The organism is Mesorhizobium loti (assembly GCF_013170705.1).
Lineage (GTDB): Bacteria > Pseudomonadota > Alphaproteobacteria > Rhizobiales > Rhizobiaceae > Mesorhizobium > Mesorhizobium loti_D.
The window spans coordinates 4,991,521-5,005,172 of the sequence record NZ_CP033334.1 but is presented as its reverse complement, the minus strand read 5'-3'; the positions used below and the strand labels follow the sequence as shown (position 1 = coordinate 5,005,172).

The 13,652-nt window shown below is 62.0% G+C and carries 21 protein-coding genes; 19 read left to right on the top strand and 2 right to left on the bottom strand.

What is annotated here, in order from left to right; genetic code table 11:
* Positions 1-19 precede the first annotated feature (19 nt).
* Complete coding sequence (locus EB815_RS24615) at positions 20-313, top strand: hypothetical protein (protein WP_065005031.1); 294 nt, start codon at positions 20-22, stop codon at positions 311-313.
* On the opposite strand, the gene EB815_RS24610 is transcribed toward EB815_RS24615, so the two are convergent.
* Positions 314-517, bottom strand: coding sequence for a hypothetical protein (locus EB815_RS24610; protein WP_065005032.1), 204 nt, complete (start codon positions 515-517; stop codon positions 314-316).
* Positions 518-652: 135 nt separating this feature from the next.
* Between EB815_RS24610 and EB815_RS24605 the strand changes: the two genes are divergently transcribed.
* The 15 genes from EB815_RS24605 (at position 653) to EB815_RS24535 (ending at position 10,016) form a co-directional block, all read left to right on the top strand.
* A complete protein-coding gene (locus EB815_RS24605; protein ID WP_065005033.1) occupies positions 653-1,141 on the top strand; it encodes a hypothetical protein in 489 nt (162 codons plus the stop codon).
* The gene (locus EB815_RS24600; RefSeq protein WP_065005034.1) at positions 1,125-2,837 is read left to right on the top strand and encodes a terminase TerL endonuclease subunit; all 1,713 of its coding nucleotides are present in this window, start codon (positions 1,125-1,127) and stop codon (positions 2,835-2,837) included. Before EB815_RS24605 ends, EB815_RS24600 begins: the two co-directional genes overlap by 17 nt.
* A complete protein-coding gene (locus EB815_RS24595) occupies positions 2,834-4,057 on the top strand; it encodes a phage portal protein (RefSeq protein ID WP_065005035.1) in 1,224 nt (407 codons plus the stop codon). Before EB815_RS24600 ends, EB815_RS24595 begins: the two co-directional genes overlap by 4 nt.
* Positions 4,054-4,722: an HK97 family phage prohead protease gene (locus EB815_RS24590; RefSeq protein WP_065005036.1), complete on the top strand. Its 669-nt coding sequence runs from the start codon at positions 4,054-4,056 to the stop codon at positions 4,720-4,722. Before EB815_RS24595 ends, EB815_RS24590 begins: the two co-directional genes overlap by 4 nt.
* Positions 4,723-4,750: 28 nt before the next feature.
* Positions 4,751-6,061 carry a phage major capsid protein gene (locus EB815_RS24585; RefSeq protein ID WP_081294715.1) on the top strand — a complete coding sequence of 437 codons (1,311 nt, stop codon included), beginning with the start codon at positions 4,751-4,753 and terminating at the stop codon, positions 6,059-6,061.
* A 75-nt stretch (positions 6,062-6,136) separates the two neighbouring features.
* The gene (locus EB815_RS24580) at positions 6,137-6,358 is read left to right on the top strand and encodes a hypothetical protein (RefSeq protein ID WP_155772400.1); all 222 of its coding nucleotides are present in this window, start codon (positions 6,137-6,139) and stop codon (positions 6,356-6,358) included.
* A gap of 49 nt (positions 6,359-6,407) precedes the next feature.
* The gene (locus tag EB815_RS24575; RefSeq protein ID WP_065005038.1) at positions 6,408-6,782 is read left to right on the top strand and encodes a hypothetical protein; all 375 of its coding nucleotides are present in this window, start codon (positions 6,408-6,410) and stop codon (positions 6,780-6,782) included.
* A gap of 4 nt (positions 6,783-6,786) precedes the next feature.
* Entirely contained in the window at positions 6,787-7,356 is a 570-nt protein-coding gene (locus EB815_RS24570) for a head-tail connector protein (protein WP_065005039.1), read from the top strand.
* A 26-nt stretch (positions 7,357-7,382) separates the two neighbouring features.
* Positions 7,383-7,793: a hypothetical protein gene (locus EB815_RS24565; protein WP_065005040.1), complete on the top strand. Its 411-nt coding sequence runs from the start codon at positions 7,383-7,385 to the stop codon at positions 7,791-7,793.
* A gap of 2 nt (positions 7,794-7,795) precedes the next feature.
* A complete protein-coding gene (locus EB815_RS24560) occupies positions 7,796-8,005 on the top strand; it encodes a hypothetical protein (RefSeq protein WP_065005041.1) in 210 nt (69 codons plus the stop codon).
* Positions 7,983-8,327, top strand: coding sequence for a phage head closure protein (locus tag EB815_RS24555; RefSeq protein WP_065005042.1), 345 nt, complete (start codon positions 7,983-7,985; stop codon positions 8,325-8,327). Before EB815_RS24560 ends, EB815_RS24555 begins: the two co-directional genes overlap by 23 nt.
* Positions 8,327-8,752 carry an HK97-gp10 family putative phage morphogenesis protein gene (locus EB815_RS24550; RefSeq protein ID WP_081294716.1) on the top strand — a complete coding sequence of 142 codons (426 nt, stop codon included), beginning with the start codon at positions 8,327-8,329 and terminating at the stop codon, positions 8,750-8,752. Before EB815_RS24555 ends, EB815_RS24550 begins: the two co-directional genes overlap by 1 nt.
* Complete coding sequence (locus tag EB815_RS24545) at positions 8,749-9,138, top strand: DUF3168 domain-containing protein (protein ID WP_065005043.1); 390 nt, start codon at positions 8,749-8,751, stop codon at positions 9,136-9,138. The genes EB815_RS24550 and EB815_RS24545 overlap by 4 nt, the downstream gene beginning before the upstream one ends.
* A 36-nt stretch (positions 9,139-9,174) precedes the next feature.
* The gene (locus EB815_RS24540) at positions 9,175-9,609 is read left to right on the top strand and encodes a phage tail tube protein (RefSeq protein WP_065005044.1); all 435 of its coding nucleotides are present in this window, start codon (positions 9,175-9,177) and stop codon (positions 9,607-9,609) included.
* Positions 9,609-10,016: a gene transfer agent family protein gene (locus tag EB815_RS24535; RefSeq protein WP_065005045.1), complete on the top strand. Its 408-nt coding sequence runs from the start codon at positions 9,609-9,611 to the stop codon at positions 10,014-10,016. Before EB815_RS24540 ends, EB815_RS24535 begins: the two co-directional genes overlap by 1 nt.
* Positions 10,017-10,168: 152 nt before the next feature.
* Here EB815_RS24535 and EB815_RS24530 read toward each other — a convergent pair whose 3' ends face one another.
* Positions 10,169-10,453 (bottom strand): hypothetical protein, encoded by a 285-nt coding sequence (locus EB815_RS24530; RefSeq protein ID WP_155772401.1) that lies wholly within the window; start codon positions 10,451-10,453, stop codon positions 10,169-10,171.
* A 12-nt stretch (positions 10,454-10,465) separates the two neighbouring features.
* Between EB815_RS24530 and EB815_RS24525 the strand changes: the two genes are divergently transcribed.
* From EB815_RS24525 to EB815_RS24515, 3 genes are read left to right on the top strand one after another with little or no spacing between them, the layout of a single operon-like run.
* Positions 10,466-12,478, top strand: coding sequence for a phage tail length tape measure family protein (locus EB815_RS24525; RefSeq protein WP_065005046.1), 2,013 nt, complete (start codon positions 10,466-10,468; stop codon positions 12,476-12,478).
* Complete coding sequence (locus EB815_RS24520) at positions 12,475-13,086, top strand: hypothetical protein (protein ID WP_065005047.1); 612 nt, start codon at positions 12,475-12,477, stop codon at positions 13,084-13,086. The genes EB815_RS24525 and EB815_RS24520 overlap by 4 nt, the downstream gene beginning before the upstream one ends.
* Positions 13,083-13,649, top strand: coding sequence for a DUF2163 domain-containing protein (locus EB815_RS24515; RefSeq protein WP_065005048.1), 567 nt, complete (start codon positions 13,083-13,085; stop codon positions 13,647-13,649). Before EB815_RS24520 ends, EB815_RS24515 begins: the two co-directional genes overlap by 4 nt.
* Positions 13,650-13,652 lie beyond the last annotated feature (3 nt).

Below are 13,652 nucleotides of genomic sequence, written 5' to 3'. Positions count from 1 at the left end.
GATGGAAAAGATTCCAGCAATGAGCAGCAACACGGCGCCTTGGCGGCGCTGGTACAAGACCGCACGCTGGCAGCAGGTGCGCCAGCGCATCCTGCTTCGCGACATGTTCACCTGCCGCAAGACTGGTGTGCTGCTGATCGGCAAGCACCCCGCGCCCAACAGCCCAGTGATCCACCACGACAAGGAACATCGTGGTGACGAGGTACTGTTCTGGGATGAGGACAACCTGATGGCCGTGTCCAAGGCATGGCACGACAGCGAAGCCCAGAAGGCGGAGCAGTCGACCCTCGATCAGCGCGGCGTCTGGTACTAGTCACCACCAACCAAGTGTGACGCCGAATGGGTGGATACCGGCTAGCAGCGCACCGATCGAAGCGATGGTTGCGAGCACCAGCTCGAAACCACGCAACGTGACACGGTGATCCAGAAGAACGCCCTTTCCTCGCCAGTAGAGGCGACCGTCGTCATCGATCTGAAAGCCGTCCAATTCGTCCTGACCTATCGTGCGCGGTGCCATGGTTGCCCTCTCATTCGATCAGGACAGGCTGAAGCAGAAGCGAACGAGACGCAAGCGGTGACGGGGGGTGGGTCGAAAGTCTGGAAGCCCCTTCCGCCCGGACCCGCGTCCCCCACATTCGGAGATTTTTTTCTGATGGAGCCGCATTTTGACCTGTTCGGTCATCCGGTTCGTGAGGGTCTCGGTAATCGCGGCCGTCCGCCGTATGAGCCGACTGAAAGAGACCGCAACAAAATCAAGCTGTTGCTGGCGTTGGGCTGGTCTAACCAGCGCATCGCCAACGGTGTCGGCATCTCGCTGGCAACGATGAAGCGGTATTTTAGAGCCGAGCTAAAGGTTCGTGACGCGATGCGCGATCGGCTCGACGCCAGGCGGTTTGAGATTGTCTTCGAGCAAGCTAACGCGGGCAACGTATCGGCAGTCCGAGAGCTCGGCGCCATGATCGACCGCAACGATCGGATGACGATCGAATCCTCGATGGGCAAGGGTACGGACGAAGCGCCGTCGGCATCGAAGGACAAGATCGGCAAGAAGCTGATCGACGAGCAGCGCGCACATGCGGCCGACGCGGACCTGATGGCAGAGCTCGAAAGCGAAGCCGCGCAGAATGCTCGCACCCACTGAGGCGTTGCCGCGGTTCGCGTGTCCCGATTGGTGGGAGCGCATCAAGGCCGGGCAGACGCCGATGGCCGATGTCCCGCTCAACCCGGAGAAGGCGGCCAAGGCACTGGCCTTCTTCAACCGGCTCAAGCTGCCAGACGTGCCTGGCAATCCGCCGCTGTCGGAGGCTTGCGGCGAATGGTTTCGCGAGATCGTTTGCGCCTTCCTGGCGAGCGAGGATCCGGAGACCAAGCAGCGCCTGGTCTGGGAACTGCTCTGCATGGTTCCCAAGAAGAACTCGAAGACGACCTATGTCGCCGCCCTGGGCCTCACCGCGCTGTTCATGGAGGAAGCGCCGAACCGGCAGATGCTGATCGTGGCGCCCAGCCAGAATATTTCGGAGCGCTGTTTCGAACAGGCGCAGGGCATGATCAGGCTGGACGCGCGCCTCGACGCCATCTTCAAGGTACAGGATCACCTGAAATGCATCGAGCGCCGCAAGACCGGCACGCAGCTCAACGTCAAAACCTTCGACACGACGATCGTGACCGGCGAAATCCCGATCCTGACGATCATCGACGAACTGCACGAACTGGGGAAGAAGGCGAAGGCTGCCGCGGTCATGCAGCAGATACGCGGCGGCGGTATTACCATGCAGGGCGGCCAAGTCCTGATGATCACGACACAGTCGGACGAACAGCCGACCGGCATCTGGAAAACCGAACTCGACAAGGCGAGGAAGATCAGGGACGGCAAAGGCGGCAGCGAACCGATCCTTCTCCCTGTTCTCTACGAATTCCCGGCCGAGCAGCAGCGCGACCAATCCTTCTGGCGCAACCAGCGGCACTGGAAGTACCTGCTGCCGAATATCGGCCGCTCGATCGACCCGCAGCGCTTGGTTGCGGACTACGAAAACAACGGTTCCGCGACGGCCGAGACCGAGCAGATATGGGCCAGCCAGCATCTCAACATCGAAATCGGCGTGGGCCTCGCCGGTGACGGCTGGCGCGGCGCTGAGTATTGGGAGCAGTGCGCCGACGAGACGTTGACGCTGGAATCTCTGCTCCTGCGCTCCGAAGTGGCAGTCGTGGGCGCGGATGGCGGCGGCCTCGACGACCTTTTCGGTATCTGCGTCATTGGTCGCGAGAAGGTCACGCGCCGCTGGCTGGTCTGGACGCATGCTTTTGCGCATCCGAACGTGCTGAAAATCCGCAAGGAAATCGCACCTCGGCTCCTGGATTTCCAGGCGGAGGGCTCGCTGACCTTCTGTGAGGTCTCGAAATACATCGAGAAGATCGCCGAGATCGCCGCCCAGGTGCGCGACGCCGGCTTGATGCCGGAAAAGAATGCCGTCGGTTTCGACCCGAACAACATCGCCGCTTTCGTTGATGCGCTTGCGCTGAAGAACATCACTGGCCTGATGCTGCATCGCCTTCGTCAGGGTCCGGCGCTCTCGCCGGCACTCTGGGGCCTTGAGCACAAGCTGAGCGACGACACGATCAGCCATGACGGCTCTGCGATGATGGCCTGGTCGGTCGGCAACGTGAAGATCGAGGTCAAGGGCAACGGCAACATGGCCACCAAGCAGGCGGCCGGCCGCACGAAGATTGATCCGGTCATCGCCATGCTTTGCGCGGCGATCCTGATGAGCTGGAACCCCGAGGCGTCGCCCGATGGCAACATCGGCGATTACTTCAAATCCCTAGCAGGTGCCGCTTGAACCTATTTCGCAAGATGGCCGATATCGTTGTGCGCTCCCTCACGGTGCGTCAGCCCGATGGCTGGTATCCGACTGGCCAGATCGGCGATGCCGGCGAGCCGGTCACAGGCAACACCGCGTTAGCGCTTTCGGCGGTCTGGGCTTGCGTCAATCTTCTTGCCGGCACGATCTCCTCGCTGCCGCTGATGGTCTACCAGACGAGCGCCGGCGGCACCCGCACTGTCGCGAAGGATCATCCGCTCTACCGGATCCTGCACGACAGCCCGAATTTCGATCAGACGGCGGTCGACTTCTGGGACTTCATCGCGGCTTCCGTCGAACTGTGGGGAAATGGTTACGCCCGCGTGGTGCGTGAGGGCGCGAGGATCGTGTCCATCGTGCCGATCCGCCCGGACCTGGTGTCGGTTCGGCGGCTGGCGAATGGCACGATTGAATATCGATGGTCCTTTGAAGGCAACGCCTTCGTCGAGACTGATCAGACGATGCTGCACATTCGCGGTCCAGGCGGCGATCCGCTTGGCGGCATGTCGACGCTGCACTTCGGTCGCCATGCTTTCTCGCTTGCCAGGGCGACCGACAAGGCGGCCGGCAAGACCTTCGCCAACGGCCTGCGCCCCTCGGGTGGCCTCAAATTCGATAAATGGCTGACCGCTGAGCAGCGCGACGTCGCCGAAAAGAAGCTCGCCGATAAGATCGGCTCCGACAACGCCGGAAGGCCGCTGATCCTCGAGGGCGGCACGGACTGGGTGCAGTTCACGCTGAACCCCGAAGACGCGCAGATGCTGGAATCGCGTGGTTTTTCGGTCGAGGAGATCTGCCGTTTCTTCGGCGTTCCGCCTGTCATGATCGGTCACACGTCGAAAACCACCAGCTGGCCGACCGGTGTCGAGCAGCAAGGCCTGATCCTGCAGAAATTCACGTTGCGCCGTCGTCTCAAGCGCATCGAGCAGGCATTGGAACAGCAACTGTTGACGCCGCAGGATCGCGCCGCGGGCGTGTCGATCGAATTCAGCATCGAAGGTCTGTTGCGCGCCGACAGTGCCGGTCGCTCGGCCTTCTATCGCGAGATGACGTCCATTGGCGCCATGACCATCAATGAGGTGCGGGCGCTCGAAAACCTGCCGAAGGTCGAAGGCGGCGATGTGCCGCGAATGCAGATGCAGAACGTGCCCATCACCGCAACACCAGACGAACATCCCCTGATCGGAGGTCCGAAATGAAAACCAAGGATTTCGCCCTGCAGGTCAAGGACCTGTCGGATGACGGCACGTTCGAAGGCTATGGCTCCGTCTTCGGCAATGTCGACGTCTACGGCGAGAAGGTCATGCCGGGCGCCTTCGTTGAGAGCCTGGCGCGCCACAAGCGCGAGGGCTCGAATGTCCTCATGCTTTGGAACCACGATTCCTATCAGCCGATCGGTGTCTGGGATGATCTCGCCGAGGATGCGAAAGGCTTGTGGGGAAAGGGCAGGTTCCTGCTCGATATTCAGAAGGCGCGCGAGGTTCACACGCTTGCCAAAGCCAAGGCCATAGGCGGCCTGTCGATCGGCTACCGCGAGACCGACACGGATCAGGATGGCGCCGTGCGCCTTCTCAAGAAGCTCGACCTTTATGAGATCAGCCCTGTCACTTTCCCGGCCAACCGCCGCGCGCGGATCGAGGCCGTCAAATCGGAACGCATGGAAGAGTTCGCCTGCCGATTGCGCGATGGCGACCCCATGCCTGTCAAGGAATTCGAGGATCTCCTGCGCGAGGCAGGGGTCCCGAAGGCCATGGCCGTACAGATCGCCTCTGTCGGCTATGCAAAGGCCATTCGGAGCGAGTCCGAGGGCGAGAAGGCGAACGAACAGGCCGAGCGCTTCCTGCAAATGCTGAAGGCCGGCTGAAGCCCTTAACCGATACAGGAGACTTTCAATGACTCACCACCGCATCCTTGCGGGGGGCATCGCCGCGCTTGTCGCCGGCATGGCCTATTCCCGCTTCGCTCCGCGCATCGCATTCGACAAGCCGAACGACGGCGGCGTCGACATCGAGGCGCTGGCCAAGGACGTTACCGCCAAGTTCCAGAAGTCCTTCGACGAGGTGAAGGCAATCGCTGAAAAGGCTGTCGCCGATGCCAAGAAGGGCATCGACATGACGGAAAGCGAAAAGGCCAAGGCCGACGAAACCCTGACCAAGATGAACGGCCTCCAGGCGCAAGTGTCCGAGATCGAGCAGAAGCTTGCGCGGGCGAAGGGCGGCAATGACGACGAGCCGAAGAAGACCATCGGCGAGATGTTCACAGAGACCGACGAATTCAAGGCGTGGCAGGAAAGTGGCTTTTCCAAGAGTGGTCGCGGGTCCGACCTGCGCATCAAGACGACGTTGACGTCGGCAACGACCAATGCGGCCGGCTCGGTCGGCGATGCCATCGACAGCACGCGCCTGCCTGGCATCCTGCCGTTGCCGCAGCGCCGCCTGACGGTCCGCGACCTTCTCTCCGAAGGCCGCATGGACGGCAACACGCTGGAATACGTCAAGGAAACCGGGTTCAACAACAATGCCGCTCCCGTCGCCGAAGCCGCAACCAAGCCGGAGTCCGACATCCAGTTCGATCTGGTCACGACTTCTGCAAAGGTCATCGCGCACTGGACCAAGGCCTCCAAGCAGGTTCTTTCCGACATCAGCCAGCTTCGCTCGCTGATCGACCAGCGCCTGATCTACGGCCTGGCTTACGTGGAAGAAGCGCAACTGCTCAAGGGGGACGGCACCGGCCAGAACCTGAACGGCATCATTCCCCAGGCTACCGCGTACTCGGCTCCCATCAACCTTGCGGACCTGAACATCATGGACGTCCTGCGGCTCGCAATGCTGCAGGCGGCTCTCGCCGAGTATCCGGCTACAGGTCACGTCATGCACCCGACCGACTGGGCCGGAATCGAAACGCTGAAGGACAGCCAGGGTCGCTACATCATCGGCAATCCGCAGGGCACGACCGGCCCGACCCTCTGGGGCCTGCCGGTGGTCGCCACCCAGGCGATGACGGTGCGCAAGTTCCTGACCGGCGCCTTCAAGCTCGGCGCCCAGGTGTTCGACCGCTGGGATGCGCGCGTCGAGACCGGCTACGTCAATGACGACTTCATCAAGAACCTGGTGACGGTTCTGGCTGAAGAGCGTCTGGCGTTGGCCGTCTACCGGCCGGAGGCATTCATCTACGGCGACTTCGACACCGCGCTCGCTGCCTGACGGCGTTCGGCTCGGCAAGGCGGGCGGCACTGTGCCGCCCGCTCTCCGAACCGAAGGAGAGTAAGCATGTCCATCATGAAATACCGCGTCATCCGCGAACACGGCGCCTTCGCTGAAGGCGATATCCGCGAGGCCGACGAAGCCACGGTCGCGCACCTGGTCGGCAAGTCGCTGACCCTGATCGGCCCGGCAGACGCGACCGACCAGAAATCCGAGCCGGCTCCGAAAAACAAGGCCGAGTCCGCCGCCCCGGCGAACAAGGCCGCAACCGGTAAGAGGGGCAAGGCGAAAGCCTGATCCTGACTGCCATCAACCGGCGCGCGCGCCACCACAGGAGAGCACTATCATGAAGCGCTACAAGGTTTCCGTTACCACTGACGGCTCCGGCAATGCCGTCGCCTATACGCCGCGCCTGTCCGGCGAAATCCATGAAATCGAATACATCAAGGATGGGGGTGCCAATCCCTTCGCCAACGGCGTCGATTTCACCATCACGTCGGAGGCGACGGGCAAGACCCTCTGGGCGGAGAACGACGTCAACGCATCGGCGGCTCGCGCGCCTCGCGTTCCGACGCATTCCACCGCCGGCGTTGCAGCGCTCTACGCTGCCGCAGGTACTGCTGTCCTCGCCCGTCCCGGCCTGGCCAACGACCGCGTCAAGATCAGCATCGCCTCGGGCGGCGCGACCAAGGTGGGTGCGTTCCACATCCTGGTCGCCTAGTTCCATGCTTGCTCCTGTCCGCACCGAAGCGCCTGACGAAACACCCGTCTCTCTCGACGAGGTGAAGCTGCACTGTCGCGTCGATTTCGATGACGACGATTTGCTGCTCGAGGCGCTCATCGGTGCGGCCACGGCGCATCTCGAAAAGATCCTGGACATCGCCATCGTCACCCAGTCCTGGCGGCAGGACTTCGGCAGCTTCGAATATCTGCGACTGCCGAAGGATCCTGTTCAGGAAGACGGCTTGATCGTTGAATATCGAGACGCCGAGAACCAACAGCAGACGTTATCCAGCTCGACCTACAGGCTGCTCGCCGACAGCCAGAGTTCCTACGTGGCGGTTGAGCCGGGCTCGCAGTGGCCGCAGGTCTATCGCCGCCCGGATGCCGTGTCGGTTTTCTTCGTGGCCGGCACGCCTGTCGACGAGGTGCCGCTGTCGCTCAAGGCGGCCATCCTGTTGCATGTCGGGCATCTCTACCAGAACCGTGAGGCTGTGACGGTCGATGCGGTCTCGAATTTCCTGCCGCTCGGCTATGAGGCCTTGATCTGGCCCTTCAAGAAAGTCGGCGTCTAGTCGTTCCCTTCAACCGGAGACCTCCCATGACCGATCTTGTCATTACCGCGACCAGTGTGGTCGCGGGCGCCAATGCCATTACCGATTCCGCGTCCGCCGGCGAAGCGATCGCGGCAGGCAAGCAAATCTACCTGTCGAGCACCACGAAAAAGCTGATGCTTGCCGATTCCAACTCGGCAACGGTCGAAGCGCGCAAGGCTATCGGCACGGCGTTGAACGGCGGCGCGCTCGACCAGCCGATCAAGTATCAGAAGGGTGGCGATCTCGTTTTCGGCGCCACGCTCACGCCCGGCGTTCCCTATTTCCTGTCGGACACGCCCGGTGGCGTCTGCCCGATCGCGGATGTCGGCGCCGGCGAATACGTCTGCATGGTCGGCATCGCCAAGTCCGCAACCGTGATGACGCTCGATTATCAGTTCCCGAACGTCTCGAACTGACCATGTGGGTGCGCTTTACGGGTGATTTCGACTTCTCGCCGGCCGCGCTTGGCGGCCGGTCAACCACCGCCTATCGCGCCGGCATGGAGATGAACGTCACCCGCGAATGCGCCGATCTCGCCGTCGCCGCGGGCAAGGCGGTGAGAGGCCGAAAGCCGCGCAGGGACGCACCGTTCATGGAGCAGGCGGATGCCGAAGCCGACAGCCGGTGACCTGGTCTATCGCGTCGCTTTCGACGTCAAGGGCATGGCGTCGGACGGCGCAGGCGGGACGACGACAGCCTTCAGCGAGCAGTTCCAGTGCCGCGCTGGTTTCGTCCATCTGCGCGGCGGCGAGAGCGTCCAGGCGGCGCGGCTGCAGGGCCAGCATCCGCAGATTATCCGCGTGCGCTCGTCATCGCTCACGCGGAACGTGACGACGGACTGGCGGATACGGGACGTGCGAAGTGGCGACGTCTTCAATATCCGCGACATCACGCCCGGCCTCGACCGGCAATTCATCGATTTCCTGTGCCAGAAGGGTGTGGCGGCCTGATGCAGATCAAGGGCAAGGATAAGTTCTTGGCGCAGATCGCCGCGCTGCCACAGGCCATGCGCGACGAGGTCACCAAGTCATTGACTGTCTCGGCGGAAGAAACGACGGACCTGATGAAAAGGTTTGCGCCAAAGAAGACGGGTCGGCTCGCGGCCAGCATCGGATACGGCTTTGGCGAAGCGCCGAAGGGTGCCTCGCTCTCTACCGCGGCGAACGCCAGAGCGGCCAAGGGCGAAACCGGGCTGTCCGTCACCATGTATGCCGGGGGTGGGGAAGCCTTCTACGCCCGCTTTCAGGAATTCGGCACCGTCGACATGTCGGCAAACCCGTTCTTCTATCCGGGCTTTCGCTTCGGCAAGAAACGGGCAAAGGCCCGGCTCGGGCGCGCGATCCGCAATGGCGCCAAGAAGGCTTTCGGCAAATGATCGGCGCGGAAGTCCAGAGGGCGTTTTTCGCCGCTCTTGATGGCGCGACGGATGCCGGCGCCAACGTTTTCGACCAGGTGCCGCCGAGCAACCCATTCCCGCGCATCACCATCGGCGACGAGCAGCTACTTGACGACGGCAACACCTGCCAGGATGGCTGGGAGGTGTTCTCCGATGTCCATTGCTGGTCGCGCCCGGACAATGGCTCGAAGGTCGAAGTCAAGACGCTGGCCGGTCAGGTGGTCGACGCCGTGCGCGCGATCACGACGATCTCCGGCTTCTCGCTGGTTTCCATCGAGCATCAGACGACACGCGTTTTCCGCGATCCCGACGGCTTGACCGAACATGCCGTCGTTTCCTTCCGGGCCTTGATCGACCCGGCCTAACCGGCCCGGACGGGCACTCAACCATGGAGAACTATCATGACCGCTGTACCTCGCGTCACCGGGTCGAAGCTGCTCGTCCAGATCGGCAACGGCGCGGATCCCGAAACCTTCGACCACGATTGCCTCATCAACACCAAGCGTGGCGTGCAGTTCACGTCGGAAACCAACGAGTCGATCATGCCGGATTGCGACAATCCGGAGGATCCTGCCTGGAAATCCGTCACCAAGGATGGCTTGCAGGCCACGATTTCGGGCGCCGGCATGCTCTATGCCGCGTCACTCGGCGAATGGTGGGACTGGTACAATGGCGACGACGCCAAGAACGTCCGCTTCAACGTCACGCCGGCCGGCTATTGGCAGGGCGCTTTCAAGCTCACCCAGTTCGAGGTGACGTCGGACGGCAACAAGGACACCGCGACCTCCACCGTCACGCTGGTTTCCGACGGCGCTGTAACCTGGACGGCGGTTTGATGAACCGCCACGGTGCGATCGACATCGATTGGGCCGGAGGGTCGCACACCTTCCGGCTTGGCCTCGATCAGATCGAGGAACTGGAGTCAGCCGTCGACATGTCGGTTTTTCTGTTGCATGCGGCGATGAGCGCGGAGTTGCCTTTCGCGCGGATCAAACATTATTCCGAGACGATCCGGATTGGCCTGATCGGCGGCGGCATGAAGCCGATCGAGGCGCGCATGCTGGTCAAGCGCTATGTCGACGAACGACCGCTGATGGAAAGCATCGCGCTTGGCCAGGTCATCCTGCGCGCGGCGATGGAGCGGGTGCACTCGGCGGCGCTGGAGGAAGACGAGCCGGGGGAACAGCAGGCGCCGAAGTCAAACGCCTCGACTTCGGCGCCATCCGTGGCAATGCCGTCCTGATGGGCGTCGGCAATGTCGGTGATCTGTCGATCGGCCAGTGGGTTGCTGTCGTCAGGATGTGGAACCAGGCGCACGCGCCGGCCGATGCGATTGCTCCGCCATCACGTGATGAGTTTGAGGCCGCGATCGCGAGGGCGAGGGGACTGCATTAGCTAAAGAAAACCGAGCGCACGGCAATTTCTAAGGAGGCGTGTTGTCTTATCATCGCTTTGTCCGCCCTGCTGCCGTGTCTGAAGCAATTGACAGTATCCCCTTACACCCGACACATCATCAGCCTTGGCGCCCGCAAGATAGAATAGTTCAGATCGAACGAGATTTGACGTGCCGCCGGGATCGTCCATCTTCTTCTTGCTGATCTCTGCCGTGATGTAAAATCCTGCTGCTGCGAGCACCGCCAGACAGGTAACTGTGACCAGCCCTTTCAACCAACTATCCAAGGTTTCCTCCTCATGGCCATCGAAGCCGAGCGGTTGCTCGCGATCTTTGAAGCGAAGTTCGATGCGCTTGACAAGGCCTTGGCCAAGTCGCGCGCGAATGCCGGAGCATCGTTCGCCGGCATTGAGGCTGATGGCACTCGTGTCGAGAATGCCCTTTCTAAGATCGGTGCGCGGGGCACACCCGGCATTGACAAGATGGCGAAATCCATACAGGGAGCAAAGATTCAGACCGGAAATCTTGCGGCCCAGTTGAACGATATCGGTGTTCAGCTCGCCGGAGGGCAGTCGCCATTTCTGATCGCTCTCCAGCAGGGCACGCAAATCAACCAGGCGCTTGGCTCAGCCGGCGCAAGAGGTGCCATAACGGCGCTAGGAGGTGCCTTTGCCTCTCTGGTCAATCCGGTCGGTCTCGCAACGATCGCCATCATCACCTTGGGTGGCGTTGCTGTTCAGTACTTCACCGGTCTGCTCTCTAATGGAGAGAAATCGGCCGAAACGCTGAAGCAGGAAGCCGACCTCATCCAAAAGGTTGCGGCGCAGTGGGGCGTGGCCCTGCCCGCGCTCAAAGCGTACGCAGATGAGCAGGCTGCGCTTGCCGACCAGCAGAGCAAGCTCAATGCTCTTCTGGCTGCTCGCGAGAACTCTGGAGCCCCTCTCACTGAGGGCTTCGTCGAGGCTACCAGTGTACTTGCGGACCTCCAGTATCAGTTGGACACCTTAGGCAAGAACACCGCTGCGCAAGAGCTCCGTGACAAATTCGAGGAACTCAAGACGGAGGTGGCGGGCGGCACTGTTACGCAACAGGACTTCAATGATGTCGTAGATAGCGCCAAAGCGACGTTTGCAGCCGCTAAGGTCAATGGCGACAGCTTCATCACTATGTTGACGAACCTCGCCGGCCAAGCGTCGTCGCTGATTCCGACCATGGCTTCGCTGGCAGGCGAAGTGGACAAGGTGTTCGGGGGCGGAGGGTCGCCGAACGGCAGATCTCCGACAGGTAAAACGCTCGGGTTTGATCCGCGTTTCAATTTGCCCGACAACGCACCGACGCCGGACAACGCCCCGAACCGCGAAGATGTACTCGCCGCTCAAGAAAAAGCTGCCTCTGCGGCTGCACGCCGCGCATCGCGTGGCCAGCGCCTGACCGCCGACGACAAGATCGGCGAGGATATCCAGGCGATCCGCGATCGCACCGCCGCGCTCGAGCAGGAAGCGTCGATGATCGGCCTGTCCTTCGAGGAACAGCAGAAGCGCAGGGTCGCGCTCGACCTCGAGCAGACCGCACTCAAGCAGCTCCGCGAGGAAGCGCTCAAGAAGGGGCAGACCGACGTTTCGTCGATCCAGCTTTCGCCGCAGCAGGTCGCTTCGATCAACGCGGTTGCCGAGGCCTATGCCAGACAGGCGCAGCAACTCAAGGATGCCCGCGAGGCGCAGGCCCTGCAGCGCGACGTCCTGCAAGGCGCTTTCTGCGATCTGCGTTCCGCGCTCGACGATGGCAAGCTGGACTGGAAAGACCTCGGCGATATAGCCATCAACGCGCTCGACAAGATCATCGACAAGATCGAAAACGACCTGGTCGACGCCATCCTGCAAGCGAACAACGCCGGCGGCGGGAGCGGCGGCCTTCTCGGCGGTTTGCTGGGCGCCATTGGGCTGGGTGGTAGCGGCGCGTCGTCATTTGGCACGCCGGGCGGTTTCGCCGAGATGCTTGGCCTTCCTGGCTATGCCAGCGGCACCAGTAATCATCCGGGTGGTCTGGCGTGGGTCGGCGAGAAGGGCCGCGAACTCATCAACCTGCCCAGAGGCAGCCAGGTATTGCCGCACGACGTAAGCGAGCGCGTGGCGGCCGGATCTTCGCAATCCTCCGTCATCAGCCCGGTTTTCGCGCCGACGATCAACATGGATGGCGGCCAGGGCGATTCCGGCGAACAGGTCACCGCCGCCTTGAAGAAGTTCGAGAAGGAATTCACCGGCCGCGTGGTGAAGGCCATTCGTGAAGCCAAGACGACGGGACTGATGTCATGACAGCGATCGCGTTGCCGGCCGTCGGCTTTCAAGTCGCGTATCCGCAACTGACCGAATCCGTCTCGGTCTCGCGCTCCGGCACGCGCGCCATGGCCTTCGTCGAGTATGCCGACAGTTACTGGACCATCCAGATGCGTACGAAGCCGCTGAAGGCGTCGCAACGGCTGCTCGTCGAAGCCTTCAAGGACGCCTGCCGCGGTGGCTTGCAGACGGTGCTTTATACGCCCAAGCACATGTGCCTTCCGCGCGCCTATTGGGGCAACCCAGGCGCGGCGGCGTTGGCCAATGCCGGCAACCTGGTTTCCATCACGGGCAATTCGCTGGTCATCAACAGCGTCGACAATGGCCTGACGCTTGGCCCGGGCGATCTGATCTCCGCGACGAACGATGACTACAATTCCTTGTTCCGCGTCCAGACCGGCGGCGTGGCGTCGAGCAACCAGATCACCGTGACGGTCGAGCCGACCGTGCCCTCCTATCTCACCGCCGGCGCTGTCATCACGTTCAAGAACCCTGTCGCCAACATGCGGCTCTACCCCGGCTCGTTCTCGATTCCCGACGAGCCAAAACCGGTCGCGACCTTCACGCTTGTCGAGATTCCGAAATGAGCTTTCCGACCCGCCTGCAGACGGTGCTATCCGAGGGTAGGGCGGTCATTCGCTCCGGCATCAAGATCGTGTGCACGACCGGCACATACGGCTTCTGGAATGGCAAGGGCGATATCACCGTCGCTGGCCAACTCTACTGGCCGAACTCGCTGATCACCGTGTCCGAGCCCGTCTATGGCCTTGGCACCGCCGCATCGACCTTCACGGTGGAATTGATTGCCAAGCGCGATTCCGGCCTGACGCCTGACAAGCTCGCCCTGATTGAGAGCGAAGGCTACAAGGATGCGCCGGTCACGGTCTTCGACTTCTATATCGATCCCGATGACCGGTCCTTCCTGCATGCCGAGCCTGGCGCCTACGGCTTCATCGACACGATCGACCATTCCCGTGACAATGGCGAAAAGAAGCTGATCGCCAATGTCCGCTCCGGGGCCATCGCCAACCATCGCGACGGCTACCGCACGGCCAGCCACGAAGACCAGCAGCTCGTTTCGCCCGGCGACCAGTTCTTCCAGTACGCCTCGAAGGTGAAACACGAAACCTTCGACATCAAGTTCGACTGAGGC

What these genes read in the sequence shown, in the direction of transcription:
- EB815_RS24535 (WP_065005045.1), top strand. Translation starts at nt 9,609, where the DNA reads ATGAACCGCCACGGTGCGATCGACATCGATTGGGCCGGAGGGTCGCAC.
- EB815_RS24560 (WP_065005041.1), top strand. Translation starts at nt 7,796, where the DNA reads ATGTGGGTGCGCTTTACGGGTGATTTCGACTTCTCGCCGGCCGCGCTT.
- EB815_RS24520 (WP_065005047.1), top strand. Translation starts at nt 12,475, where the DNA reads ATGACAGCGATCGCGTTGCCGGCCGTCGGCTTTCAAGTCGCGTATCCG.
- EB815_RS24515 (WP_065005048.1), top strand. Translation starts at nt 13,083, where the DNA reads ATGAGCTTTCCGACCCGCCTGCAGACGGTGCTATCCGAGGGTAGGGCG.
- EB815_RS24615 (WP_065005031.1), top strand. Translation starts at nt 20, where the DNA reads ATGAGCAGCAACACGGCGCCTTGGCGGCGCTGGTACAAGACCGCACGC.
- EB815_RS24605 (WP_065005033.1), top strand. Translation starts at nt 653, where the DNA reads ATGGAGCCGCATTTTGACCTGTTCGGTCATCCGGTTCGTGAGGGTCTC.
- EB815_RS24550 (WP_081294716.1), top strand. Translation starts at nt 8,327, where the DNA reads ATGCAGATCAAGGGCAAGGATAAGTTCTTGGCGCAGATCGCCGCGCTG.
- EB815_RS24540 (WP_065005044.1), top strand. Translation starts at nt 9,175, where the DNA reads ATGACCGCTGTACCTCGCGTCACCGGGTCGAAGCTGCTCGTCCAGATC.
- EB815_RS24600 (WP_065005034.1), top strand. Translation starts at nt 1,125, where the DNA reads ATGCTCGCACCCACTGAGGCGTTGCCGCGGTTCGCGTGTCCCGATTGG.
- EB815_RS24585 (WP_081294715.1), top strand. Translation starts at nt 4,751, where the DNA reads ATGACTCACCACCGCATCCTTGCGGGGGGCATCGCCGCGCTTGTCGCC.
- EB815_RS24525 (WP_065005046.1), top strand. Translation starts at nt 10,466, where the DNA reads ATGGCCATCGAAGCCGAGCGGTTGCTCGCGATCTTTGAAGCGAAGTTC.
- EB815_RS24575 (WP_065005038.1), top strand. Translation starts at nt 6,408, where the DNA reads ATGAAGCGCTACAAGGTTTCCGTTACCACTGACGGCTCCGGCAATGCC.
- EB815_RS24590 (WP_065005036.1), top strand. Translation starts at nt 4,054, where the DNA reads ATGAAAACCAAGGATTTCGCCCTGCAGGTCAAGGACCTGTCGGATGAC.
- EB815_RS24610 (WP_065005032.1), bottom strand. Translation starts at nt 517, where the DNA reads ATGGCACCGCGCACGATAGGTCAGGACGAATTGGACGGCTTTCAGATC.
- EB815_RS24565 (WP_065005040.1), top strand. Translation starts at nt 7,383, where the DNA reads ATGACCGATCTTGTCATTACCGCGACCAGTGTGGTCGCGGGCGCCAAT.
- EB815_RS24580 (WP_155772400.1), top strand. Translation starts at nt 6,137, where the DNA reads ATGAAATACCGCGTCATCCGCGAACACGGCGCCTTCGCTGAAGGCGAT.
- EB815_RS24555 (WP_065005042.1), top strand. Translation starts at nt 7,983, where the DNA reads ATGCCGAAGCCGACAGCCGGTGACCTGGTCTATCGCGTCGCTTTCGAC.
- EB815_RS24570 (WP_065005039.1), top strand. Translation starts at nt 6,787, where the DNA reads ATGCTTGCTCCTGTCCGCACCGAAGCGCCTGACGAAACACCCGTCTCT.
- EB815_RS24545 (WP_065005043.1), top strand. Translation starts at nt 8,749, where the DNA reads ATGATCGGCGCGGAAGTCCAGAGGGCGTTTTTCGCCGCTCTTGATGGC.